We start from the raw sequence: 25919 nt of genomic DNA on the forward strand, positions 1-25919 counted from the left end.
CCCTAATCTTCTCGGGATTCGTTCAATATTTCTGCAAAGGCTTCTTCAACAGCTGTTGAAAAGTCTTCTCCATAATTATGATTTCCTTCAATATTAAATATAAGTGCGTTTAATTCATCCTGGAAGTTCACTAATTCAGTTTGTCCATTCCCCCAAGTTAATATTGGCTCAAAATCAGACTGTAATGTTTTGACTAAAAGTGGCCAAATAGCTTGTGGGAATTTTATGTAATGGTAGTCTTCCCCTGCATCCATTAAATAGATAAAAGCCATGGCGTCTGAATCAGTAATAACCTGACCTGCAGCTCGCCATTCCAAATCAGGTGTTTCTCCGCATATTTGTAAATGAATTTGTTTTTCTAATTGTGATCCATTTTCTACTGTATATGTTTTACGCAAAGCCTATCTTCCTTTCCGTGAATCTTCTATCATTTTATCATAGTAAGCCTCATTACTACCCACTTTTTCGGAGAATTGTTGTGCTTTTCCCCATTTCGACAATCATTGCAATGCAGTCTATACTTCACCTATAATTAATTTATAAGAATTTATAAAAAGAGAGGGTGATTGGTATGGCACAACAACTAGAAATTGAGTTTAAAAACCTACTTTCGAAAGAGGAATATGAAGCCCTTTGTAATACTTTTGCTATTCCAAATGAAGATTTTCACGAACAAGCAAATCATTATTTTGATACACCAGATTTTCGATTAAAGAAAGCACGTTCAGGTTTACGAATACGCGAAGTTCAAAACCGCTTTGAATGCACACTAAAAGAACCAGCATCTGGTATTGGGTTATTGGAAACAACGGATTTATTAACTGAGGAGCACGTGAATGAAGTGCTAAATGGGGCTACTCTAAAAGCAGATGAAGTAGATACCCGATTAAAAAAACTTCAGATTAACCCCACAGATTTACAACTATTAGGTACACTTTTTACAAAGCGTGCCGAAATAAAATATAATGGCGGACTTCTCGTTTTCGACCATTCTCGCTATTTAGACACTGATGATTATGAACTAGAATTTGAAGTGACAAATGAGAAGTTAGGTAGAACATTATTCGAGGAATTTTTAGCAAAACATACTATTCCTGTTAGAATAGCTGATAAAAAAATTGCTCGCTTCATGGCCGCCGTCAATAAGAAAAGAGGTTAATAGATGGATATCTCAGCTTTAAAAACGCTCTTAGAAATTCAAGGTCTTCAATCCATGGGATCGACTAGCTTATCAGCCACTGATTCATCATCTTCTTCATCTAATATGTTTACTCAATTAATGAATGAAATGATGACTTCATCAACATCTCAAAACGCCCCTTCACAATTACTAGGCTTAACAAATTCAGTATCGGGCTCAAGCAATTCTTATGCTGCATTATTAGGTAGTGGATTAATGGGTTCTTCAACAACGAGCTCGGATAATGCACTTTCGAGCTTGTACTATAACGGTACTTCTCCTATATATAGACCAACTTCGGTGTCTAATAATACATATAGTACAACACCTTTAAATCCAGTATTAACAGGTTACACCGCGGGACCTACTAATGTCACTTCAAATACGCAATATGATGCCATTATAAAAAAAGCATCTGAAACTTATGGTATTCCTGAAAAAATGATTAAATCTGTGATTAAACAAGAATCTAATTTTAATAACTCTGTCGTTAGCCATGCAGGGGCTGCTGGCCTTATGCAATTAATGCCTGGTACAGCCAAATTCCTTGGTGTCTCAAATGTCTTTGACCCAGAACAAAACATTATGGGCGGTACGAAATATTTGAAACAAATGTATGATAAATTCGGTGGTGATATGAATCTAATGTTAGCTGCATATAATGCTGGGCCTGGTAATGTTTCTAAATATAATGGTATTCCACCATTTAAAGAGACGACGAATTATGTTACTAAAATCATGAATAGCTATCAAGCTTAATAAGACAGCAGCCGTTGTTGTCTTATAATTTCATATCAAGTCACTCTTAGAATCGACATATAACTTAGAATTATGTCGATTTTTTTTTGATTAAATTTCCTTGAAGGCACGATTTTTCATAGTAGCCATACACTTTTTCTGACTTTTTTATTAAACTATATGAAAAAAGTAATGTAATTTAATCGATTTGTTTGAGAAAAAACGTTTAGGTTGATAGAATAGAATTACAGCTAAAGCAAAGGAGCATCATCAATGACGCAAAAACCTATTATTCCTTATGAGGAAATTGGCGAAGAAACACTATCAAAAATGATTAAGATTTTCTACTCCAAAGTCGCTAAAAATCCGAAGCTAAAGCCGATATTTCCTGATGATTTAACTGAAACTGCCCGCAAGCAAATTCAATTTCAAACTCAATATTTAGGTGGTCCAAATCTTTTTACTGAAGAGCATGGGCATCCAATGATGAGAGCCCGCCATATGCCCTTCAAAATTACACCTGAACGTGCACAAGCATGGTTAGAATGTATGGCTGAAGCTATGGATGAAGTTGGATTGGATGGAAAGATTCGAGAAATATACTATAAACGACTCGTCCTTACAGCGCACCACATGATTAATTCACCTGATAACGACGAGGAGGTATTAGAGTGAATAATATTCAGATAATGCCGGCACCGCCTTCGCATACTACTCTGAGTAGACCGATTGAGCTTTATGTATTCATTGATCCGCTTGCTCCAGACAGTTGGGATTTACAAGCAATTATCCGTAAGCTTCAAGTAAATTATAATCAGTACTTTACTTTACGATTTGTTCTTAGTACAGAATTAGCTTCACTTAACGTCGCTTGCCAACGTGTAAATAGCTGTAATAGTGAATATGAAGAAATTGATGTCTCTCATCCTGTTCTTCCTTCAATCGCAGTAAAGGCTGCTGAATTACAAGGGAAAAAAGCTGGCTATCGCTACCTGATGAAATTGCAAGAATATGTCTTGTTGAATACAAAAAACGTCCGTTCACGCTCGACTTTAGTCGAAATTGCCAAAGAAGCCAAACTAGATATTCAAGAGTTCCAAACAGACTTCCAGTCGTTGGAAGCGTCTCGTGCATTTCAAAGTGACTTATGCATTACGCGCGAAATGGATGTAGAAGAAGTACCAAGCTTCGTTTTCTTTAATGAAAATATTGAAGATGAAGGTTTAAAAGTTAGTGGAAATTATTCATATGAAGTTTATGAACAAATATTAGAAGAATTATTAGACGGTGAACTTATTTGTCAACAACCTCCATCAGTAGAAGAATTATTTAAACGGTATCATACATTAACAACTAAAGAAGTAGCATCAATTTATAATATTACTGAACAAACTGCTGACCGAGAGTTAAAAAAGAAAATGCTACAACAAAAAGTCGACCGCATCAATTATGAAGAATCATCGCTGTGGCGTTTAAAATAAATTATATATAGGCTAGTAACGATCTATTTTATCGTTGCTAGTCTTTTTTAATTTCTATTAGAAATCTTGCTAATTGTATGTAAGAACTAGTTAACATGTTGATGATAGTTACCGGTTAATAGAAAATAACAAAATAAAAGAGGCGCCTCTACGAGAGACGCCTTCTTTTCACAAAGGGGATGGGAGAAATGTTCACGTTCAAACAAAGGGGTGTATGTTTGTTTGTGATTTATTTCACATCTAACACTTTAGCATGGAAAAAATGATATAGCAATGCTTCAGAATTGAATTCACAAAGTTGTCATAAGGAAAGCGTTTGCAAGTGGTAATAAGTCTTTTAAACTTCAAATTGACATGGTTTTGTCGAGTCTTGTTAATATTTTTTATAGTTTTCCACCCGAAAATTACTTATCTTTTCATATCACTATATAGAATGATTCCAAATTAAAAAACCGAGGGGAATTATTTCCACCTCGGCCTTTTAAACATTAATTATTAAACGTCTAGAAGTTTTTCTAGTTCCTCTAAGTTTTTCTCGAATACTTTGCAAGCTTCTTCGATAGGCTCAGCAGATTCCATATTAACACCCGCCGCTTTTAATACTTCAATTGGGAAGTCTGAACATCCCGCTTTTAAGAAATTGTTAATATAACGATCTACTGCAGGTTGTCCTTCTTCAAGGATTTGAGCACTTAAAGCAGTAGCAGCACTCTTACCTGTTGCATATTGGTAGACATAATAGTTGTAGTAGAAGTGAGGGATACGTGCCCATTCTAGACCAATCTCTTCGTCCACAACAATGTCGTCACCATAATATTGTTTATTTAGATTATAGTAGACTTCCGTCATTTTTTCTGCTGTTAGCGCTTCCCCATTTTGATCAAGTTGATGAATAATATGTTCAAATTCAGCAAACATTGTTTGGCGGAAAATTGTACCACGGAATCCTTCTAACCAGTGATTTAATATATAAATACGTTGTTGTGGATCTTCAATCGTATTTAATAAATGATGGTTTAATAACTCTTCGTTACATGTTGATGCAACTTCTGCTACGAAAATAGAATAGTTACCGTATACGAACGGTTGGTTGTTACGAGTGAAATAACTATGGACACTATGTCCAAATTCATGAACAAGAGTAAATAGATTATCTAAATTATTTTGCCAGTTCATCAGAATATAAGGATTCGTACCATATGCACCTGAAGAATATGCGCCACTTCTCTTCCCTTTGTTTTCAAGTACATCTACCCAGCGATCCTCTAAACCTTGTTTCACAATACTTACATACTCATCACCAAGTACTTCAAAGCTTTTTAACATATGATTTTTTGCTTCTTCATATGGCATATCCACTTTTGATTCTTGTACAAGTGGTGTATATATATCCCACATATGAAGTTCATCGACACCCAATACCTTTTTGCGCAGCGCAATATAACGATGCATTAAAGGTAAATACTTATGAATTGTCGAGATAAGTTGATCATACACTTTTTCCGGGATATGATTTGCAGCCATTGCTGACTGACGAGCTGATTCATATTTGCGAATACGCGCATTGACATTATCACCTTTAACATTACCAGCAAGGGTCGTTGCAAATGTGTTACGGAATTCTCCGTACGTTTTATACATTGCTCGGAATGCCGCTTCACGTACTTTGCGATCGCCACTTTCTAAGAAATGTGTATAATTCCCATGTGTTAGTTGAACTTGATGACCATTTTCATCTTCAATCGTAGGGAACTGTAAATCAGCGTTATTTAATGTACTAAATGTTTCAGATGATGCACCTGTTACTTCTGACAACTGTGCAAGGATTGCCTCTTGCTCCGCTGGCAAAATATGTGGACGTCCAATGTTAATTTCAACCAATTCTTGTCTGTATAATTGAAGTTCCTCATTTTCAGCTAAAAATTGTTCAATTATTTTTTCATCTAACGCTAGAATTTCAGGTGTTAAAAATGACAGACCAGTTGAAACTTTCGCATAAAGTGATTTGCAACGACTGTCCATTGCTTGATAGAAACTGTTCGCTGTGTCTTGATCCAATCGCATATGTGAATATGTGTAAAGACGCATTAATTTTGAATACAATTTATCTCGGTATTGTAAAACCGCTAAAAGTGCCTGTGCACCGTTTTCAATTGTACCTTGATAAGATGCAGCATTTTCACTCAAAGCACTAATATCCTTAAACTCTGCTTCCCAAGCTTCGTCTGTCTCAAAAATATCTTCAAGACGCCAAGTTAGTTCAACAGGTACCTCTTGTCTTGTTAATACTTTTTGTTCTGATTTCGTTGTCATATTTTATGACCTCCTATTGTAAATACGTTGAGAAACAAATACCTTTATTATTTTCTCAATTTTCATAACACTTTGCAAGGAATTCACTATGCAATAATTGTAAGATAATAGCTTCTTTTGTTGAAGAATGAATGGAACGGACACCCAATTTTTTCAATAACAAAATATAGTGAAGAATCGCATCTTTCCCTCGCTCATCTTGAAAATAATCCGGATTATTTAAGATAAATATCGCAATAACCTCATCATCCACTTGTAATATACTAATTTGACAATCTTGTAGAAAGAATAATAATGTTGCTTGCCATTCTGCAATGTAGACATCAATATATTGAGCGTTTCGAACAGGCAAGCCAATGAATAAAGGTAATTGGTCAAGTCTCATACGCGCACCGTAACAGCCTTTTAAGAGCAGATCCTGAACCCCTTTCCTACTTAAGTAGAAACGTTGACGTAAAAAACGCTGGCGGATATGCAAATGGAATCTCCAATAATGAGTGAATTCCTCCTTTGTAGGCTCTTTTAAATGCAAAAATGGAAAATATTGATGTGCAATCGGTAACTGTTGGACCTTGGCGATAAAGCGATACCCATGTATGAACAATAGATGAGAAAAATAAATAAACTTCGCTGTAGTAGGATTGTAAGTAAGAAGGGTTGATCCGTGTTGGGGATGACGTGTGATAAATTGCTGACGAAATGGAGAGATTTGAACAAGTTGAATACGTGTAGGTTTTTGCTGCTTAAAATTAGGGGTTTTAAGAAGCCATATAGGAACTATACTTGCATTTAAATATCCTTTAGTACGTGCTTGTACAACTTCAATAGGTATATTGCTACACTGAAATTCAATCGCATATTGCTCATTTTTAGTTGTTACTAGTAAATCCGGCCGCTGCGACAAGTTCTTTATAAAAGGCTCCAGTTGAACAGTTAATCCTTTGTTTTCAAAAAAACAATAAAGTTGTTGTTTACCTATTAAATGTTCTTTTGACTCACCATCCGAAAATAACTGTGGACAATTTGAATCCTTTTTGTGTGCAAAATGAGGAACAACAATTTCACCTATTCGAAGCTGTAACTCTTCTTTACATTGCGGACAAAAAAACTGATGGGTTCTCCTTAACTGTTTTAGCTTTTCTCTAGTATGTGATGCAGACAATATAAATAGTTCATTATTTGCTGTCATTGCAGATAAAATACAAACACCTCCTATTTTTATCCATTCTATTAATATATGGTATAAATTGCAAGAAAAAAATCCCCCGGGATTCGGAGGATTTTCACTGTCATTTAACAAAATACTTTATAACTGTATCAAAGCAGTCTTTTTCCATTAATGCTTTACCGTATTCTTGAAGAATGTGGATTGTTACCTCAGCATCCGTGGAAAATTCAGTAATAACACTGAAAATGTCCTCAGCTTCATCATGTAAAACCTCTTCATTAAAACGGATGTGTAAATAGTAGTTACCTTCCCATTGATACAACGCATTATGGAATAGTGACGTCTCTTGTATTTTTTGCGCAAGAGGAATAATATCATCAAATTCCTGTAATTTAAAGATAAAATCGGAGTCTTCATCGATTGTACTGTTTACAAGATCTTCAAAATCGTCAAATTCATGCGCTTTTGGCTCATCGCCACCAAATGCGGATGACATCATTCTTTGTTTATCTTCTATATCGAAGGGCGGTTCGATATGCTGACCGTCCTTATAAATTTTAGCATGTGTGATAGTCAGTTCAAGGCCATTCTCTTGAACTATCACTTGGATCCATAATGGTCCTTCAACTTCAAAATATTCTTCGTCATTTATTTCATCCATCATAGACCAGAAGAGTTCTTCGCTTTTTTCCCGGTTATACCATACTTCATCTTTCGTGAATCCACGTTCTTCAATGTCATGATAAGAAATGAAGAGTTTAAGTGTATTCTCATTTATGCGTTCGATGTCCATATTACACAACTCCCTTCGGTCAATACTAACAGATGCATCGAGTCCACTTATGAACAAGTCTTTAAAATTTCTTGATAATACAGTGTCTAATACTATTGTATGATGAGTTTGTTGAAAATGGAAAGGAAATAACTCGGAAAATTACAACAGTATATGAATTGTAGTAGACAAGGTATAGTAAATCAAGTCATAACGCTTCTATGTATAGATGTACTATCCTCTTTTATATAGTAAATAATGAAAAAAATTTTTATGCATAAAAAAAAGCCAGTTGTGTAACACTTAACAACAACTGGCTCTGAAGACATAATAGATAGATCGTTACGCATGAATCCTAACTAATCAATATACTTATTATACACATGTATACTGCTGACCAATTTGAGCGAGCATGCTACATGAAAATTGCTCTTATTATTAGTTAACCATCTTCTGTGCTTCTTGTAATTGATAAGCACGAACTTTACGAGGTAAGAAACGACGAATTTCATCTTCGTTATACCCAACTTGTAAACGTTTTTCGTCTAAAATAATCGGACGTCGTAAAAGCCCTGGATGTTCTTGGATTAACTCATAAAGACGTTGTAACGGTAAAGTTTCTACATCTACTTTTAATTTTTGGAAAATTTTAGAACGAGTTGAGATGATTTCGTCTGTACCATCCTCAGTCATGCGTAAAATTTCTTTTATTTCACTTATGCTTAAAGGCTCCGCGAAAATATTTCTTTCTGTATATGGAATATCATGTTCTTCTAACCATGCTTTTGCTTTTCTACAAGATGTACAACTGGGTGAAGTAAATAATGTCACCATCATATAAAACACATCCTTTCAAAATGTGTAGCGAATATAATAACATTCCTAAATTAGAATGACTTTAAAAAAAGAACTGTAAGCATATTATACAACATTTTGTCCAATTTGAATATATGCTATTAAGAAAAATTTCCATTGTAAGTTATGACCGTTTTTTCTATCAATTCATGTTTTTCCATAAAGGTTAGACCACTTTATTACGCGTATATATGTAGTATCCCCAAAAATGCCGTGCGATAAACTTATTAATTCAAATAAATATTCTCATTTAGAATCTCTATATTGAAAAAATATATATTATATTTATACTAATTATACGTTCAATCTGTAAAAAAAGTTTCAATTTTAGATAAATTTCATTATGTAAATTTGACAAAATACAAAACTGCCCCTTTAATCAACTAATTTCATTGACTAAAGAGGCAGCCTTTAATTAAACATAATGATTAGTTATTTGCATGTTGTGATTGTAATACTTCAAATTCTGCTTTAGAGCAATAGACGAAATGTCCGGGACGTACTTCTCGCATTGTTACATCCTCGCCCTCTTTATAATTATGCGATTTTGGATCGTATGTTATACGCACACGATTACGCTCGTAATCAGGGTCTGGAAGTGGAATAGCTGATAGTAGTGATTGTGTATAGGGATGCATAGGATATTTGTAAAGATCCTCTGCGGGTGCAAGTTCTACTAATTTACCAAAATACATTACACCGATTCGATCAGAAATATATTTAACCATTGATAGATCATGAGCGATAAATAAGTAGGTTAAGCCTTTTTCTTCTTGTAACTCCTTTAATAGGTTAACCACTTGCGCTTGAATTGACACATCTAATGCAGAAATTGGTTCATCTGCAATGATGAATTCTGGTTCTACTGCTAGAGCACGAGCAATTCCTAATCGCTGACGTTGACCACCCGAGAATTCATGTGGATAGCGGTTAGCATGTTCTTTGTTTAAGCCTACTGTTTCTAATAATTGATAAACTCGTTCTTGACGTTCTTTTGCGTTTTTTACAAGACCGTGAATATCTAAACCTTCTGCGATGATGTCCATTACTTTCATACGTGGATTTAATGATGCATACGGATCTTGGAAAATCATTTGCATTTTGCGGTTAAATGACTTTAGTTCCGTTTTAGATTTACGACCATGGACATTTACACCATCATAAAGAACTTCTCCGTCAGTGGCATCATATAGGCGGATAATCGTACGACCTGTCGTAGATTTCCCACAACCTGACTCCCCTACTAATCCTAAAGTTTCTCCTTTATAAATATCAAATGTAATATCATCGATGGCTTTAACTTCATTTGATTTTCCAGGATTGAAGTATTGTTTTAAATTTTTGATTTCTAAAAGTTTCTTTTGTATTTTCATTTTAAAATACCTCCATTAGCACTTTCGTAATAGCGGCTATTAGTGAATCGTTTCATTCTTTCAATAATTGTAGCAGGTGGTGTCACTTCTGGAGCATCTGGGTGTAATAACCAAGTAGCCGCATAATGAGTATCACTTACTTTAAAGAATGGTGGCGTTTCTTCCAAATCGATTTGCATAGCATATTCACTACGAAGCGCAAAGGCATCCCCTTTTGGTGGATTCAATAAATCTGGTGGCGTGCCTGGAATTGCATACAGTTTCTCTTCCTGCACATCTAATGAAGGCATAGAACTTAGAAGCCCCCAAGTATATGGATGCTGTGGATTGTAGAATATTTCATCTACTGTACCAATTTCAACAATTTTACCACTGTACATAACAGCTACACGATCAGCCACATTTGCTACAACACCAAGGTCATGCGTGATGAAAATAATAGATGTATCGATTTTCTTTTGTAGATCTTTCATCAGTTCAAGAATTTGAGCTTGAATTGTAACGTCTAGTGCAGTTGTCGGTTCATCAGCAATTAAAACTTTTGGGTTACATGCTAATGCAATTGCAATTACGATTCGTTGACGTTGACCACCTGAAAATTGATGTGGATATTGTTTCATACGTTGCTCTGGTTGCGGCATACCTACTAGTTTTAATAGATCAATGGCAATTTTTCGAGCTTCTGATTTTGCTACATTTTGATGTTTTAAAATCGGCTCCATTATTTGTTTACCAATTGTCATCGTTGGATTCAAAGATGTCATCGGATCTTGGAAAATCATCGAGATATCTTTCCCGCGAATTTTCTGCATTTCTTTATCAGTTAACTTCGTTAAATCTTTTCCATTAAATAAAATCTGACCATTTTTGAATTCCGAACTAGATTCAGGGAGTAGACGCATAATAGCTTTAGTCGTAACCGATTTACCTGAACCTGATTCCCCAACGATTGCTAGTGTTTCTCCTTTTTTCAAATCGAAGTTCACACCACGAATCGCTTTCACTTCACCAGCAAATGTGTGGAAAGAAAGCTCAAGATTTTTTACTTCAAGTATTTTCTCCATAACTGCTTTCCCCCTATTAATCTTTCATTTTTGGATCAAGTGCATCACGTAGACCATCACCAATTAAGTTAAAAGCAATCATTAATAGACTTATAATTGCTGCTGGAATAGCTAAAATATGAGGTTGGAACTGTATTAGCTTGTAACCATCATTAATTAAAGTACCCAAAGATGCGTCTGGTGATTGTAACCCTAATCCGATAAAACTTAAAAATGCTTCAAAGAATATCGCACTAGGAATTGTAAACATTGTGTTAATAATGATAACCGCCATAACATTTGGCAATAAATGTTTTTTAATTATACGCCCATTACTTGCTCCTAAAGTTCTAGCCGCAAGTACGAACTCTTGGTTTTTAAATTTCAATACTTGTCCTCGAACAATACGAGACATACCAATCCATCCAGTAATTGAAATGGCAATAATAATGGCCACAATACCCGGATCCATTACAAGAATCATTAAAATAACAACAATCAGTGTCGGTATTCCATATAAAATTTCAACAATACGTTGCATCGCATCGTCAACACGACCACCATAAAATGCCGAAATACCACCGTAAGCTACACCAATAACCATATCAATTACAGCTGCAACAAGTGCAATTAGTAATGAAATTTGAGTACCTTTCCAGACACGTGAGAACATATCACGCCCAAGTCCGTCTGTACCAAACCAATAGTAAGTATCAACGTTTTTCATTTCATACAAATTGACTTCTTGACCACCCATATTACCCGTACCATCAAAGATTCCCAACTTTTCTAAACCAGGTACTTTTGGAGGTAAATTTGCATGAGTTATTTCTTGCGTTTCAAAGTCATGCGGGCTAATCATCGGTCCGATAAATGACATCAGAATGATGAATAATAGTACAAATATACTCACTACAGCTGCTTTATTTTTTCGTATACGTAACCAAGCATCCTGCCAGAAACTTAAAGATGGTTTAGAAATTTTCTCAGAGTGACTGCCATCCATGTGCACGTGTTTAAAAGCTTCAGGTGGTAATTTACGATATTCATTTGTCATTATTTATTACCTCCTGTTAAACGGATACGTGGATCTACAATGCCATATAAAATATCAACAATGAAAATAACTAAAATCAATAGTACAGAAAAGAACATTGTTGTTCCCATTATTAAGGAATAATCACTAGAATTAATCGCTTTAACGAATTGTTCACCAATACCAGGAATAGCAAAGATTTGTTCAACTACAAGAGAACCTGTTACTAAACCTGCTGCTAAAGGACCCATTACTGTTATTAATGGAATTAATGCATTACGAAATGCATGCTTAAATGCAATTTCAAGGCCGCTAGCACCTTTAGCTTTTGCTAGAGTAATATAGTCAGTTCCCAATACTTCTATCATTTCTGTTCGAATGAAACGAGCTGATGTCGCTAGAGGACCCATGGCTAATGCAATTGTCGGCAAAATACTAGATTGCCAGCCATTCTCCCATAATCCAACGGGAAGGAATCCTCCCTTAACACCAATCCAATATTGTAGTAATGAAGCAAATACGAATGAAGGGATGGAGATACCAAATATCGCGATTAACGTACTGCCGTAATCCCATACAGTATTTTGCCTTAAAGCTGCAATCATCCCTAAAATAATACCGCCTATAGTACCGAGTATAAGCGCTTGAATACCTAAAAGGAATGAAGGACCAGCACGGTTAATAATTAATTCTGTAACGTTTGCACCTTTAAATTGATAAGAAACGCCAAAATCAAGTTGTACCATCTTTTTCATATATATTCCATACTGAACTGGAAGCGGTTTATCTAATCCATATTTTGCTTCCACCGCAGCTAACTGTTCGTGGGTTAGTTTAGGTGAGCTAGCTATAGGGGAACCCGGCAACATCTTCATCAAGAAGAACGTAAATGTTGCAATCAGGAATAATGTTAGTATCATATACAATACTCGTTTTAAAATGTACTTTGCCATTCTTGCACCTCCTAAAATAGTGGTCGTAACTATGGAACTCATAGAAATATCTCAATTAGAAAATTCTTTCCTTTGTAAATGTTGTTATTAACAAAACCCTTAGTAGCATGATTTTCCAATTAGTTAATATCTGATTAAAAAGAGAGTATATGGCTTAAAATCAACCACATACTCTCCCTATTCAGGGTTTTAGCATAATCTCATAAAATTGAATACTATTATTTACCTGAGATATATGTCCATTTATAACTATATTGAGCACCAAAGTTATGTTTCACTAAACCTTTAACATAAGGTTTTTGAAGTGCCATAGTACCACGTTGATAAATAGGTGCAAGCGCTGCATCTTCTTCAATCAATGTTTTTTCTGCATCTGCCATTGCTTTCCAACGTTTTGCTGGCTCAGTTGCATAAATTGTTTGAGCATCTGTTACTAATTTATCGTACTTTTCAGATGCATAGCTCATATTGTTTTGTTGACTATCTGATAACCATAAATTTAAGAATGTGTATGGATCTTGGAAGTCTGGAGCCCAACCTGCAACTTGGATATCGTAATCTTGTTTAGAATTCAAATCAACACGTACTAAGAAAGGAACTTCTTTTAGTTTAATACTTAAACCAGGTAGATTTTTTTCTAATTGGTTTTTCAAGTACTCGTCCATTTTTTTAGCTAAGTCACTATCATCGCCTAAGAAGTCTAATTCAAGTTTGTCGGTTCCAAGTTCTTTAAGACCTTTTTCCCAATATGATTTAGCTTCTTCAAGGTTGTATTTGTTCATATCTCCGTTTACTTCACGGAAGTCTTTACCCTCTTCATCAAATGTGAATTCAGCTGGAATTAGGTAGTTAGCTTCGAATGAACCATTAGCTAATACTGCTTTAGTTAAATCTTCTTTGTTGAAAGCCATAGAAATTGCTTTACGAATGTTTACATTTGCAAGAGCTGTATCTGTTTTACCATCACGTTTTTGGTTTAATTTCAAGTAGAAAGGTGAAGATTCAACGTCTTTCACTACATCTGGATTGTCAGCATATTGCATTGCAAATTCACCTGATAGTCCTGCACGGTCTTTTTTACCAGAAGTGTAAAGATTTAATTGAGTCTGAACTTCCTTCACTACGTCAACATTGATTGTGTCTAGTTTTACATTATCTTTGTCCCAGTAGTTATCATTTTTAGTATATTTCCAAGTTAATCCTGTTCCATCCCAGCCTTCAAGAACGAATGGACCATTGTATAAAGTTGTATCTGAGTTTGAAGCGTATTTTTTACCTTGCGCTACTACGAATTCTTCTTTTTGTGGTAAGAATGTACTTAGTGAAATTAAAGACAAGAAATAAGGAACTGGTTTTTCAAGTGTAACTTCTAGTGTTTTTTCATCTAGAGCTTTTACACCAAGGTCAGCAGCTTTTGCTTTACCTTTACCAATTGCATTTGCGTTTTTAACTACTCCATCCATCATATATGGACCATACTCAGATCCAGTTTTAGGATCAATTGCACGTTTCCATGCATATTCGAAGTCATTAGCAGTTACTGCAGAGCCATCTGACCATTTAGCATCACGAATCTTAAATGTGTAAACTGTACCTTCTTTGTTTACTTTTGGTTCTTCAGCAGCCATCGCTGGAATTGGTAAGTTTTCTTGATTTAAACGATATAATCCTTCATTAACGTTGTTTAAAACGTTAGATCCTACTACATCTGTTACTAATACTGAGTCCATTGTTGGAATTTCAGCAGTTTCCATAACATTTAGTTCTTGAGTTGCATCAACACTACCTGAATTTTCTTTGCTACCACTACCAGATTCTTTGCTTGTATCTTTGTCATTTCCTGTGCCACAAGCAGCTAAGAAAACACTAAGAACAAGGATAAGACTTGATAGCCATACTAGTTTACTTTTCTTCATGTATAACTAATCCCCCTTGAATTTTCTGAAAAATCATTACATTGCTAATTATACATATTCAAAAAAAGTTGTACAGTAACCTTTTGATAAAAATGTCTTTTTTTGACGTATACTTGATATTCAAATGTGATAACATCAGTATTTATCAGCACAAAGTTCTAATATTCTGAATATATAATGATGTGAAATTTCTTTGATTTTTCAACTTATTTCAACTAAAATGAATACAGAATTGGAGGTTATTAGCTTGAAAAAGAAAGGTATTCTCTTCTTAGCACTGCAATTTTTAATCGTGATCATCATGTTCTTCCAATATAAAATGCTAAGATTAATCGATTACATTAATATTTCATTTATCATAGGAGCTATTGTACTTTTTGTAGGACTCACCTCATATATTCTATCATCTGGATTTTTTGACATTTTCACGGTTAGTATGCGTAAGGTTTTTGTGAAGTCATCTAGATTAGAGGATGTTAAAAGTATGAGAGCCCCATCTGAAATTGTTTCAATGCCCTATTTGGGTATTTTACAAATCGGTGGAGCTACCATTATGATGATGTTCATTGCCCTTATTTTTTATTATTTGTAATCTGTAAACGATTGCTTGATTTTTGGCTTGGTACTATATTATAATCACACAAAGTAATATAGAAAAACGAAGACGAAGAGTAGTACATTTATGTCGTATGTAAAGAGAGTCTGTGGTTGGTGCAAACAGATGATACGCTAAGTGGAATGGACTTCCGAGTTAACTTTGCGAACCTTTATGTAGTAGCTCTGTTCGTTTACCTCACGTTACGAGGATGAGTGGTCGATTTATCGACAAGCTTGGGTGGTACCGCGGATTCAACATCATTCGTCCCTATTTAGGAGACGCATGATGTTTTTTTATATCCAAGGAGGAATTTAATTATGAAACGTATTTTTTCAGGTGTACAACCAACAGGTGTCATTACATTAGGTAACTACATTGGTGCATTCAGACAGTTTACAACTATGCAAGACGAGTACGATTGTATTTTTTGTATTGTTGATCAACACGCAATTACAATGCCACAAGACAGTAAAGAACTTCGTAACAGCATCCGCACGCTTGCTGCAACATATCTAGCAACAGGTATTGATCCAGAAAAATCAACACTATTTATTCAATCAGAAGTACCTGCACATGCACAAGCTGGATGGATGTTACAATGTATTTCTTACATCGGTGAACTTGAGCGTATGACACAATTCAAAGATAAATCTACTGGTAAAGAGGCGGTTTCTGCAGGCTTACTTACTTACCCACCACTTATGGCTGGAGATATTCTTCTATATAACACAGATATCGTGCCAGTTGGTGACGACCAAAAACAACATTTAGAACTTACACGTGACTTAGCTGAACGTTTCAATAAACGGTACGGTAAAGTATTCACGATTCCTACTATTCAATTACCAAAAAGCGGAGCTCGCATTAAATCACTTCAAGAACCAACGAAGAAAATGAGTAAGTCCGATGAAAACAAAAAAGCAACAATCCGCCTTCTAGATACTCCAAAAGAGATCGAGAAGAAAATCAAATCTGCCGTGACAGATTCTGAAGGCGTTGTTACTTTCAATACTGAATCTAAACCTGGTGTCTCTAATTTACTAACAATTGAAGCATCTTTAACAAATGAATCAATTGATAATCTTGTAGCAAAATACGCTGGGCTGGGTTATGGTGCTTTCAAAGCAGGAGTTGCTGAAAGTGTTATTAATCATCTAGCACCTATCCAGGAACGTTTTAACGAGTTAATCGATTCACCAAAATTAGATGATATTTTAGATACCGGTGCTGAAAAAGCGAACGCTATTGCAAGCGCAACAATCAAGAAAATGGAAGACGCGATGGGCCTTGGGAGAAATAGACGATAACTAGTCCAATACTTGAGCCGATGAAAATTTTGAAATCGACTGTATGCAAAATGAACATAAAAACGGCTGTCCAAGTATATCCTAGTGCTCGGTAGTTCAAATACAGAATCATGTGTGTTGAACTTATTACAATCAGACCGTAAAAAGTTAAGAAAAATAGTAAGCGCATTTGCATATTTCCTTTTCTAGTTTTTATTACTATATGAAAAAATGACTTCGTTATAACTAACGAGGTCATTTTTTATATAAAAATATGATGTTCTTACTAATTAATAATCTTTCACTTACTATAATGAAATACATCACTATTCCAGTAATCATTTAATTTAAACAACAAAATTGTATAGATAAAAAACCACAGGGTATTCACCCTGTGGTCATTTATAACTTATTAAAACTTTTTAAATAGTAGTGAGGCATTATGACCACCAAAACCTAGTGAATTACTTAAAGCATAAGTAATTTCTTTTTCTCTAGCACCGTTAGCAACATAGTCTAAGTCACATTCAGGATCTGCTGTTTCCAGATTCATCGTTGGAGGGAGAATACCTTCTTTTAATGCAAGTACTGAAAAAATTGCTTCAATCCCACCTGCTGCTCCAAGTAGATGACCTGTCATCGATTTCGTTGAACTCATCGCTAATTTATACGCATGCTCACCGAATACAGTTTTCACAGCTTTTGTTTCAAATAAATCATTATACGGTGTACTTGTACCATGAGCATTAATATAACCAATTTCTGTTGCATCAATTCCAGCATCATCAATCGCTTGCTTCATTGCACGTGCTGCACCTTCACCCTCTGGAGCAGGAGCTGTAATATGGTGCGCATCTCCAGTTGAACCGTACCCTACAACTTCACCATAGATTTTTGCGCCACGTTTTACTGCATGTTCGTATTCTTCTAAAATAACAATACCCGATCCTTCGCCGATAACAAAACCATCGCGATTAGCATCGAATGGACGAGATGCAGTTTGCGGATCTTGGTTTAATGTAAGTGCTGTATTTGAGCAAAATCCTGCAACCGCCATATTCGTAATTGGTGCTTCTGCTCCTCCAGTAATCATAACATCAGCATCGCCACGTTCAATAACTTTGAACGCATCACCAATTGAGTTTGTACCAGATGCACAAGCTGTTACTGAACATGAGTTAATAGCTTTTGCACCAAAGTGGATAGATACTTGCCCTGCAGCCATATCTGGAATCATCATTGGTACGAAAAATGGACTAACACGTCGTTGTCCCTTTTCAAGGAAATTGCGGAATTGTTGCTCATACGTCTCCATTCCACCAATACCAGAACCGATCCAAACACCTGTACGAAGACCAACTTCAGGAGTTATTTCTAACCCTGCATCTTTTACAGCCATAATAGACGCCGCTAATGCGTAATGTGTAAAACGATCCATCTTACGTGCTTCTTTACGAGGAATGTATGCTTCAATATCAAAATCCTTTACTTCTGCAGCAACTTTTGCAGGAAATTGCTCAGCATCTATACGTGTTAATGGACCGACACCACTTTTTCCTTCTTTAACCGCTTTCCATGTTGTTTCTACATCATTTCCTAAAGGTGTTACAGCACCCATTCCTGTAACAACTACTCGACGTTTTGTCATGTTATTTTAACTCCCTCTTTTCTTTGTATTGTTATTTTCCCCAGCGCATTGCAACGGCGCCCCATGTAAGGCCGCCACCAAATCCAACGAGTACGAGTAAATCGCCATCATGAATTTTGCCGGCTTCTAGTTCTTCTATTAATGCATTGCCAATTGAAGCAGACGATGTATTGCCATATTTTTTAATAGCAGTAGACATCTTCTCCTCTGGCAAATCTAGTCTTTGTCTTGCAGATTCCATAATTCGAATATTCGCTTGATGCGGAATAAGGAAATCAACGTCTTCCTTAGTGTATCCAGCTTTCTCTATGACATTTAATGCTGATTCACCCATTTGACGTACTGCAAATTTGAAAACTTCACGGCCATTCATCTCAATATGGCCTGCGTCATTTTGGAACAAATGCTTTCCGCCTGAGCCGTCTGAACCTAGCTCAAATGATAAAATTCCTCGATTTTCAGATACTTTACCCATCACAGCTGCACATGCACCATCGCCGAATAGGACAGCAGTATTTCGATCTTCCCAGTTTGTAATTTTCGAGAGTTTTTCAACACCAACTATTAATACATAATCATACGTATTAGATTCAATGAATTGCTTAGCCGTTACCAATCCATACATAAATCCTGCACATGCAGCGGACAAGTCCATTGCAGCTGCTTTGTGTGCACCGAGTTGGTCTTGTATCATACACGCTACACTCGGAAATGGTCGGTCAGGTGTTACGGTTGCAACTAAAATAAGTCCGATTTGATCAGCCGAAATTCCAGCATTAGCTATTGCATTTTTTGCAGCTTCAAAAGCTAAATGAGAAGAGTTATGTTCATCTGATGCGATTCTTCGTTCTTCAATTCCTGTTCTAGTGCGAATCCATTCATCTGATGTATCCATTATTTTTTCTAAGTCAGCATTTGTGACTACGCGATTAGGGATACATCTTCCTAAGCCTATTATTCCAGCGTTCATGAAGTAGCGCCTCTTTTCTTTTGTTATCAATTATTAGTACCTGGTAATAATTATAACGAAAGATTTATATTTTTTCAACACTTCGTCAATTTTTGTCCAAATAACGGGGCATAATAATGAAAAGATTCTTTTATTTAAATGTGGCTATATGATATGATAGAACAGGTAAAAAAGTTAGTTAGAGGTGAAATTAATGAGATATATTATGCTATTTTTCTGGTCAGCATTATTAGTTTCTGTACTGAACTACGTAGTAAGTTCAATTCAGAATGTTGGATTTAACTTAAATCTTGGATTAGGGCTTTCAGTAGTTTTCTCTGTATTCTTAATTATTATTAGCAATGTTATTCCAAACGAATCACCTAAACAAGTAGGTCACCAACAATAATGAAAATCCTGTCCAAAGATTGGACGGGGTTTTTTTCTTTTAAAAAAGTCTGAGCAACCTTTTTTCATGGTTGCTCAGACTTTTTATCTTTACGCTGGTTCTTTTTGAATTGTTACTTTACCATCTTCCATTGAAATATCTAGTCTATCCCCTGGTACTGTCTCCCCTTTTAATAATTCTTTTGCAACGAGCGTTTCAATGTGTCGCTGTACAAATCTTCTTAAAGGTCTTGCACCAAAAGTCGGATCTATTCCTTCTGCTACTACCCACTGGATGACATCTTCATTTACTTCTAGTTCAATTTCTTGTTCAGCCACTCGTTTTTGTAATAACTGAATATACTTCCAAGTAATTTGATAAAAATGTTCGTTTGTTAATGAATGGAACATTATGATATCATCGAGTCTATTTAATAACTCTGGTTTGAAATGCTCTCTTAAAGACGCCATTACTAAGTCCTCAACAGCATGTTCACTATTTTCAGGCATATCGAGTAAATAACTTGAACCAATATTAGATGTCAATATGATCACTGTGTTTGTGAAATTAACCATACGCCCTTGGCTATCGGTAATACGACCATCATCTAGAATTTGTAGCAAAATATTCGCCACATCGGGATGTGCCTTTTCAATTTCATCTAATAATACTACTGCATATGGGTTTCTTCGGACAGCTTCTGTTAATTGACCGCCTTCTTCATAACCTACATAGCCTGGAGGTGCCCCTACTAAGCGAGATACACTATGTTTTTCCATATATTCAGACATATCAATTCTAATGAAATGATCCTCAGAGTCGAATAATTGAGCAGCTAATGCTTTTGCTAATTCTGTTTTCCCGACACCAGTTGGACCTAAGAATAAGAAAGACCCAATTGGTTTTTGTGGATCTTGAATTCCTGCACGCGCTCTCCAAACCGCTTCTGTCACTAACTGAACAGCTTCGTCTTGACCGACAACTCGCTCTTGTAATGTAGCTTTTAAGTTGAGTAATTTCTCTCGTTCGCCTTCAACTAATTTTGTTACAGGAATACCTGTCCATCTTGAAACGATTGAAGCTATTTCTTCAGCTGTCACATCTTCTCGTAGCAGACGATCATTGCCTTGTTGCAAAGTCTGCTCTAGTTCTACTAATTCTTTTTCTAATTCAGGAATTTTACCGTGACGTAGCACCGCTGCTTTATTTAGATCATAATTATTTTCAGCTTCTTCTAAATCCCTACGATAACGATCAAGTGTTTCACGTTTTTCTTGGATAACATGAAGAGAAGATTTTTCTGCTTCCCATTGCTCACGCATATTAGAAGTAGAATCTTTTAGCTCCGATAATTCCTCACGAAGTGCTACAAGTCGTTTCTTACTTGCGTCATCTTTTTCTTTCATCAAAGCTTGCTCTTCGATTTCAAGTTGCATTGTACGACGTGTTACTTCATCTAATTCTTGTGGCATCGAATCTATTTCTGTACGAATCATCGCGCAAGCTTCATCGATTAAATCAATCGCTTTATCTGGCATAAAACGCTCAGTTAAATAACGGTTTGATAATTCTGCAGCAGCGACAATTGCTCGGTCATGAATTTTGACGGCATGATGTAGTTCGAAACGTTCTTTTAAACCGCGTAAAATAGAAATCGTATCCTCTACAGATGGTTCACGAACTAAAACTTGTTGGAAACGACGTTCAAGTGCTGGGTCCTTTTCGATATACATACGGTACTCATCTAATGTAGTTGCACCGATACAATGTAGCTCACCTCTAGCTAACATTGGTTTGAGCATATTCCCTGCATCCATCGCACCATCCGTTTTACCTGCACCAACAATTGTATGAATCTCATCAATAAATAGGATGATTTGCCCTTCACTTTCTTTGACTTCTTTCAAGACACCTTTTAAACGCTCTTCAAATTCCCCACGATATTTGGCACCAGCGATTAATGCACTCATATCCAACTCATAAATTTTACGGTCTTTTAATCCTTCTGGTACATCTTTTTTGACGATACGTTGCGCTAATCCTTCAACAATCGCAGTTTTACCAACACCGGGTTCACCGATTAATACAGGATTGTTTTTTGTTTTACGTGATAATATTCGAATGACATTACGGATTTCTTGGTCTCGACCAATAACAGGGTCCATTTTGCCATTTTTCACTTCTTCTACTAAATTACGTCCAAATTGTTCAAGTGGACTTTTTTGCTCTTCATTATTCATATTCATTTGCATTATAGTTCACTCCTTATTTGACCTTTTTTGACCTTTTGATTAACTACATTATATTATCGTCTTCCCATGAAAGTAAAGTGATTTGTTTGACCTTTTTTGACTAAAATAATTTCCCATTTCTAATATGTTTTTAATCAAACATCCATGTCATCAAATAGGTGAAAAAAGAGAATTTCAAATATTGCCCAATTGCAAGAAAACAGTATGTTATAATTGTGAAAAACAGCAGAGGTTGTGAAAATTTTGGAGGAAATTGAAACTATCCCACCTAAGATCCATTCACTTTTCAAAGAGCATGGTACAGTTGTCAAATTCGCCAAAGACACCCCTATATTCTTAGAAGGTGACCGTACCCAAGATGTTTTTTTTGTTGTATCTGGACAAGTGAGAATTTCAAAAGAAACTGCAAGTGGGAAGGAATTAACGATTCGTATCTGTGGTAGTAATAATTTAATTGGTGAAAGTACTATTTTTAGTTCTCTAGATTATAATTCAACAACAGCTACAGCTATGGAAACGACTACTATTTTAACTATCGATAACAACATGCTTGAACTCTATCTAAGTCAAGAACCGTCATTGATGATTGCATGTTTGCGTTGGATACAGTTGCAAAATATGAAAAGTCAATCTAGACTCCGTGATTTATTACTACATGGAAAAAAGGGTGCACTCTTTTCTACTCTAATACGATTAGCAAACACTTATGGTGAAAATTTAGATGATGGCTCAATCCATATTAACTATAAATTAACCAATAATGAGCTGGCTAATCTTTGTGCCACTAGCCGAGAAGTCATTAACCGTATGTTAAATGACCTGAAGAAGAATAATATTATTACATTTGACAAGAGTACAATCACAGTTCTTAATTTACAATTTCTAAAAGATGAATGTGAATGCGAAAACTGCCCTCTTACTATTTGTAGAATTGACTAACCTCAGATATTATACCCATTTACAAATTTAAAAAACCCGCTCGACTTTTCAAGTCAGAACGGGTTTTCTTTACAATATTAGCGAATACCTAAAGCTATTTTCGCATAACGTGACATATTGTCTTTATTCCATGGTGGATTCCATACAATATCAACAGTTACCTCGCTAATTTCTGGTAATTCAAATAGTGCTGTACGGATTTGGTCAACAATAACTGGACCAAGCGGGCAACCCATTGATGTTAATGTCATTGTTACTACACATAATCCTTCTTCAGATAAATCCACTTCATATACTAAACCTAAGTTGACAATATCAATACCTAACTCAGGATCAATTACGTTTTCTAAAGCGCCGTAAATACTTTCTTTCATATCTGCATCCATAGTGTTTCCCCTTTCTGCATAGTGTTTATCCCATCATAACAAATGAAATGACTTATGCCAAATGGTCTGCAAGCCATTTTGTTGCCGCAATCATTCCTGGACGAGATACTTTATGCCCTGCTTGTTTATCGACGATAAAGACAAGATCTTCAGGATGTTCTGCATAATCTGCTTGTATACTCTCATAAAATTGATATGTAGGCGCAAATGGAACCATATGGTCTTTCTTACCGTGCCAGAATAACACTGGACGGTTAGCCATTGATTCAGGTTGTTTTGACATATCAAAGTAACTAAGTGTTTGTTCCATTTTCTGAAGCTCTTCATCAGATATTGGAATTTTAAAACCTCTTTCTTCAAACTGGGCCATCTGTGCTTTTGATAGCTCCACATAACAAGGTGAACCCATCATAACTGATGCCGTTTGAATCCAAGGGTATACACGTAAGCAACCTAATGTAACAATTCCACCCATAGAAGTTCCTGCCAAACCTATTTTACCTTCTGGCAGCAAACCTTTTTCTATTAACTGCTTATGTAAAAAGTCGACTTCTTCAATTGAAGTTAAGATTACTTCCCAAAAACGCAAACTAAGTTGCACTTCATCTAGCCCTTCATCACGTTCACCATGAAGGTAAGCATCTGGTAAAAGTACTCGAACGCCTCTTTCAACTAGTTTATATGCATAGTGCAAATTATGTTCACTCGCACTCATAAAGCCATGGAGAAAAATGACAACTGGTGATGCTGATGTTACTGTCTCTTCATCATAAATGTGAAGTAACGGAATTTTACCCCACTGTTCTTGTTGAACCTTCACTGCATTCACTCCTTGATAGTTTATTCTAATATCGTAACAAAAATATTTGACGGTGACAAAGTTTTGACGAACAAGTAAGATTAACGATACACTCTATTATAGTAGGAAAGGAGTTTTTTCATATGGTACAACCACATTTGATTGTTTTAGATTTAGACGGTACACTTTTAACCGACGAGAAAGTTATTTCTGAAAAAACAAAACGCACTTTACTACAGGCGAAAGAAGCAGGTCATCAAGTTATGATTGCTACGGGTAGACCGTATCGTGCGAGCAAAATATACTATCAAGAACTAGGTTTACATACACCAATCGTCAACTTTAATGGAGCCTTCGTACATCATCCAACTAACACTTCATGGCAAACACTTCATAGCCCAATAGAGTTATCTGTAGTAAAAGATGTTGTCGAATCAATTCACCATTATGAAATTGAAAATTTAATAGCTGAGGTTATGGATGATGTGTACGTTCAATACCATGACCAAAAAATCTTAGATATTTTAACAATGGGCGAACCAAAAGTAACTACTGGTATATTACGTGATTATTTAAAAGATAATCCTACAAGCCTTTTAATTCAAGCTAGCTCTTCGAATGTACCCTTAATTCGTCAACATTTAGCAGACACAAAAGCAGAGCTTATCGATCATCGCCGTTGGGGCGACCCTTGGGAAGTAATTGAAATCGTTCGTCGTGGCATGCATAAAGCAGTCGGGTTATCGCATGTTGCAAAGGATTTACAAATCCCTCGCGAACGTATTATTGCATTTGGCGATGAAGATAATGACTTAGAAATGATAGAATACGCAGGTCTTGGAGTTGCTATGGGTAACGGTATTGGACAGCTCAAAAACATTGCAGATGAAATAACACAAACTAACAATGAGGATGGTATAGCTAACCTCCTAATTGATCGACTAAACCTAAAATAAATTACACTAGGAGGTAAATAAATGAGAATCTATGCAGATAGCGCTTCTGATTTACCTAAATCTTTTTATGAAGAAAATAATGTAACACTAATCCCTTTACGAGTTCATATGAACAACGAAGAATATGCAGATGTCGTTGGTGTCGATGTCTTGAAAGTATACGAATTTATCCGTCAAGGCGGACAGCCAAAAACTTCTCAAGCATCGCCTGAATTGTTTTTAGAACTTTTCGAAGAGCTAGCAAAATCAGGTGAGGAGGGTCTTTATATAGCCTTTTCATCTGAATTATCTGGTACATACAGCACTGCTGTAATGATCTACAAACAAGTAAAAGAACAATACCCTGATTTAAAATTAACAATCGTAGATTCTAAATGTGCTTCACTTGGCTATGGTCTAGTTGTTAAGGAAGCTGTTCGCCTCCGTGAAGCAGGTTTAAGCCTAGACGAAATCTCAGAAAAAGTTCGTTTAAATGCGCAACATATGGAACATTTCTTTACAGTAGAAGATTTAGATTATTTAGCACGCGGTGGACGCGTTTCAAAAGCAAGCGCATTTATCGGTGGCTTACTTAGTATTAAACCGTTACTTCATGTGGAGGATGGTAAACTCATACCTATAGAAAAACATCGCGGACGTAAGAAAGTGATGAAACGTATCTTAGACAAGATGGAGGAAACAGGTGATGGTTTAAGTGATCAAGTTATTGCCATTAGTCACGGAGATGATTTAGCCGCTGCTGAAGAGATGAAAGCTATGATTATGTACAAATTCCAGCCTAAAGCTGTCGAAATCCATTTGATTGGTTCTGCAGTTGCATCACATGCGGGCCCTGGTACTTTAGCTATTTTCTTCTTAAATCAGTACCCTTCCGCTTAAAATACAAAATC

At 35.8% G+C, this 25919-nt stretch carries 26 protein-coding genes and 1 other annotated feature; of the genes, 10 read left to right on the plus strand and 16 right to left on the minus strand.

Translation table 11 applies throughout. The features are described from left to right. Positions 1 to 2 precede the first annotated feature (2 nt). Positions 3 to 398 carry a UPF0738 family protein gene (locus tag BK137_RS15585; protein ID WP_038179609.1) on the minus strand — a complete coding sequence of 132 codons (396 nt, stop codon included), beginning with the start codon at positions 396 to 398 and terminating at the stop codon, positions 3 to 5. Positions 399 to 571: 173 nt separating this feature from the next. On the opposite strand from BK137_RS15585, the gene BK137_RS15590 reads away from it, so the two are divergent. The 4 genes from BK137_RS15590 (at position 572) to BK137_RS15605 (ending at position 3399) form a co-directional block, all read left to right on the plus strand. After that, on the plus strand, positions 572 to 1159 hold the full coding sequence (locus BK137_RS15590) for a CYTH domain-containing protein (protein WP_038179611.1): 588 nt from the start codon (positions 572 to 574) through the stop codon (positions 1157 to 1159). 3 nt (positions 1160 to 1162) lie between these two features. After that, entirely contained in the window at positions 1163 to 1939 is a 777-nt protein-coding gene (locus tag BK137_RS15595) for a lytic transglycosylase domain-containing protein (protein ID WP_038179613.1), read from the plus strand. A gap of 252 nt (positions 1940 to 2191) precedes the next feature. Then, positions 2192 to 2593 carry a globin domain-containing protein gene (locus tag BK137_RS15600; protein ID WP_038179615.1) on the plus strand — a complete coding sequence of 134 codons (402 nt, stop codon included), beginning with the start codon at positions 2192 to 2194 and terminating at the stop codon, positions 2591 to 2593. Continuing rightward, positions 2590 to 3399, plus strand: a complete 810-nt coding sequence (locus tag BK137_RS15605) for a ClpXP adapter SpxH family protein (protein WP_038179617.1) — start codon at positions 2590 to 2592, stop codon at positions 3397 to 3399. Before BK137_RS15600 ends, BK137_RS15605 begins: the two co-directional genes overlap by 4 nt. A 495-nt stretch (positions 3400 to 3894) precedes the next feature. Here BK137_RS15605 and pepF read toward each other — a convergent pair whose 3' ends face one another. The 9 genes from pepF to BK137_RS15650 all read right to left on the minus strand — a co-directional run bounded on the left by pepF (position 3895) and on the right by BK137_RS15650 (position 14828). Beyond that, complete coding sequence (gene pepF / locus BK137_RS15610; RefSeq protein WP_038179619.1) at positions 3895 to 5712, minus strand: oligoendopeptidase F; 1818 nt, start codon at positions 5710 to 5712, stop codon at positions 3895 to 3897. 55 nt (positions 5713 to 5767) lie between these two features. Continuing rightward, entirely contained in the window at positions 5768 to 6901 is a 1134-nt protein-coding gene (locus tag BK137_RS15615; protein ID WP_051448559.1) for a competence protein CoiA, read from the minus strand. A 100-nt stretch (positions 6902 to 7001) separates the two neighbouring features. Then, complete coding sequence (gene mecA, locus BK137_RS15620; RefSeq protein ID WP_038179621.1) at positions 7002 to 7673, minus strand: adaptor protein MecA; 672 nt, start codon at positions 7671 to 7673, stop codon at positions 7002 to 7004. Positions 7674 to 8090: 417 nt separating this feature from the next. Continuing rightward, positions 8091 to 8486, minus strand: coding sequence for a transcriptional regulator SpxA (gene spxA / locus BK137_RS15625; protein ID WP_179078282.1), 396 nt, complete (start codon positions 8484 to 8486; stop codon positions 8091 to 8093). 449 nt (positions 8487 to 8935) lie between these two features. After that, positions 8936 to 9880, minus strand: coding sequence for an ABC transporter ATP-binding protein (locus BK137_RS15630; protein ID WP_218642295.1), 945 nt, complete (start codon positions 9878 to 9880; stop codon positions 8936 to 8938). Continuing rightward, on the minus strand, positions 9877 to 10944 hold the full coding sequence (locus tag BK137_RS15635; RefSeq protein ID WP_038179625.1) for an ABC transporter ATP-binding protein: 1068 nt from the start codon (positions 10942 to 10944) through the stop codon (positions 9877 to 9879). The genes BK137_RS15630 and BK137_RS15635 overlap by 4 nt, the downstream gene beginning before the upstream one ends. Before the next feature lie 16 nt (positions 10945 to 10960). Continuing rightward, positions 10961 to 11980 (minus strand): oligopeptide ABC transporter permease, encoded by a 1020-nt coding sequence (gene opp3C, locus BK137_RS15640; protein ID WP_038179627.1) that lies wholly within the window; start codon positions 11978 to 11980, stop codon positions 10961 to 10963. Next, entirely contained in the window at positions 11980 to 12912 is a 933-nt protein-coding gene (opp3b, locus tag BK137_RS15645; RefSeq protein ID WP_038179629.1) for an oligopeptide ABC transporter permease, read from the minus strand. The genes opp3C and opp3b overlap by 1 nt, the downstream gene beginning before the upstream one ends. Positions 12913 to 13130: 218 nt before the next feature. Continuing rightward, positions 13131 to 14828 carry a peptide ABC transporter substrate-binding protein gene (locus BK137_RS15650; RefSeq protein WP_038179631.1) on the minus strand — a complete coding sequence of 566 codons (1698 nt, stop codon included), beginning with the start codon at positions 14826 to 14828 and terminating at the stop codon, positions 13131 to 13133. A 247-nt stretch (positions 14829 to 15075) separates the two neighbouring features. On the opposite strand from BK137_RS15650, the gene BK137_RS15655 reads away from it, so the two are divergent. Together BK137_RS15655 and trpS are read left to right on the plus strand one after the other, a co-directional pair. After that, on the plus strand, positions 15076 to 15420 hold the full coding sequence (locus BK137_RS15655) for a DUF3899 domain-containing protein (RefSeq protein WP_038179633.1): 345 nt from the start codon (positions 15076 to 15078) through the stop codon (positions 15418 to 15420). Positions 15421 to 15480: 60 nt separating this feature from the next. After that, positions 15481 to 15698: a binding site (T-box leader), on the plus strand. Positions 15699 to 15743: 45 nt separating this feature from the next. Next, positions 15744 to 16733, plus strand: coding sequence for a tryptophan--tRNA ligase (trpS, locus tag BK137_RS15660; protein ID WP_038179635.1), 990 nt, complete (start codon positions 15744 to 15746; stop codon positions 16731 to 16733). Here the strand turns inward: trpS and BK137_RS23075 are convergent. The 3 genes from BK137_RS23075 to BK137_RS15675 all read right to left on the minus strand — a co-directional run bounded on the left by BK137_RS23075 (position 16687) and on the right by BK137_RS15675 (position 19330). Next, positions 16687 to 16971, minus strand: coding sequence for a YuzI family membrane protein (locus BK137_RS23075; RefSeq protein ID WP_481937804.1), 285 nt, complete (start codon positions 16969 to 16971; stop codon positions 16687 to 16689). The two genes, trpS and BK137_RS23075, sit on opposite strands and share 47 nt — an antisense overlap. Positions 16972 to 17124: 153 nt before the next feature. Further along, entirely contained in the window at positions 17125 to 18360 is a 1236-nt protein-coding gene (gene fabF / locus BK137_RS15670) for a beta-ketoacyl-ACP synthase II (protein ID WP_038179637.1), read from the minus strand. Positions 18361 to 18391: 31 nt separating this feature from the next. Beyond that, complete coding sequence (locus BK137_RS15675; RefSeq protein ID WP_038179639.1) at positions 18392 to 19330, minus strand: beta-ketoacyl-ACP synthase III; 939 nt, start codon at positions 19328 to 19330, stop codon at positions 18392 to 18394. A 193-nt stretch (positions 19331 to 19523) separates the two neighbouring features. Between BK137_RS15675 and BK137_RS15680 the strand changes: the two genes are divergently transcribed. Next, entirely contained in the window at positions 19524 to 19718 is a 195-nt protein-coding gene (locus tag BK137_RS15680; RefSeq protein ID WP_038179641.1) for a YjzD family protein, read from the plus strand. An 89-nt stretch (positions 19719 to 19807) separates the two neighbouring features. Here BK137_RS15680 and BK137_RS15685 read toward each other — a convergent pair whose 3' ends face one another. Beyond that, the gene (locus tag BK137_RS15685) at positions 19808 to 21949 is read right to left on the minus strand and encodes an ATP-dependent Clp protease ATP-binding subunit (protein ID WP_076066872.1); all 2142 of its coding nucleotides are present in this window, start codon (positions 21947 to 21949) and stop codon (positions 19808 to 19810) included. A gap of 234 nt (positions 21950 to 22183) precedes the next feature. On the opposite strand from BK137_RS15685, the gene BK137_RS15690 reads away from it, so the two are divergent. Continuing rightward, entirely contained in the window at positions 22184 to 22888 is a 705-nt protein-coding gene (locus tag BK137_RS15690; RefSeq protein WP_235175672.1) for a Crp/Fnr family transcriptional regulator, read from the plus strand. Positions 22889 to 22965: 77 nt separating this feature from the next. Here BK137_RS15690 and BK137_RS15695 read toward each other — a convergent pair whose 3' ends face one another. Both BK137_RS15695 and BK137_RS15700 read right to left on the minus strand, forming a co-directional pair. Further along, positions 22966 to 23274, minus strand: coding sequence for a metal-sulfur cluster assembly factor (locus BK137_RS15695; protein WP_038179643.1), 309 nt, complete (start codon positions 23272 to 23274; stop codon positions 22966 to 22968). A gap of 52 nt (positions 23275 to 23326) precedes the next feature. Then, entirely contained in the window at positions 23327 to 24094 is a 768-nt protein-coding gene (locus tag BK137_RS15700; RefSeq protein WP_038179645.1) for an alpha/beta fold hydrolase, read from the minus strand. A gap of 122 nt (positions 24095 to 24216) precedes the next feature. On the opposite strand from BK137_RS15700, the gene BK137_RS15705 reads away from it, so the two are divergent. After that, positions 24217 to 25029: a Cof-type HAD-IIB family hydrolase gene (locus BK137_RS15705; RefSeq protein ID WP_038179646.1), complete on the plus strand. Its 813-nt coding sequence runs from the start codon at positions 24217 to 24219 to the stop codon at positions 25027 to 25029. A 21-nt stretch (positions 25030 to 25050) separates the two neighbouring features. After that, entirely contained in the window at positions 25051 to 25908 is an 858-nt protein-coding gene (locus BK137_RS15710; protein WP_038179648.1) for a DegV family protein, read from the plus strand. Positions 25909 to 25919: the final 11 nt, after the last annotated feature.

Source organism: Viridibacillus arenosi, assembly GCF_001955655.1.
GTDB classification, from domain to species: Bacteria; Bacillota; Bacilli; order Bacillales_A; family Planococcaceae; genus Viridibacillus; species Viridibacillus arenosi.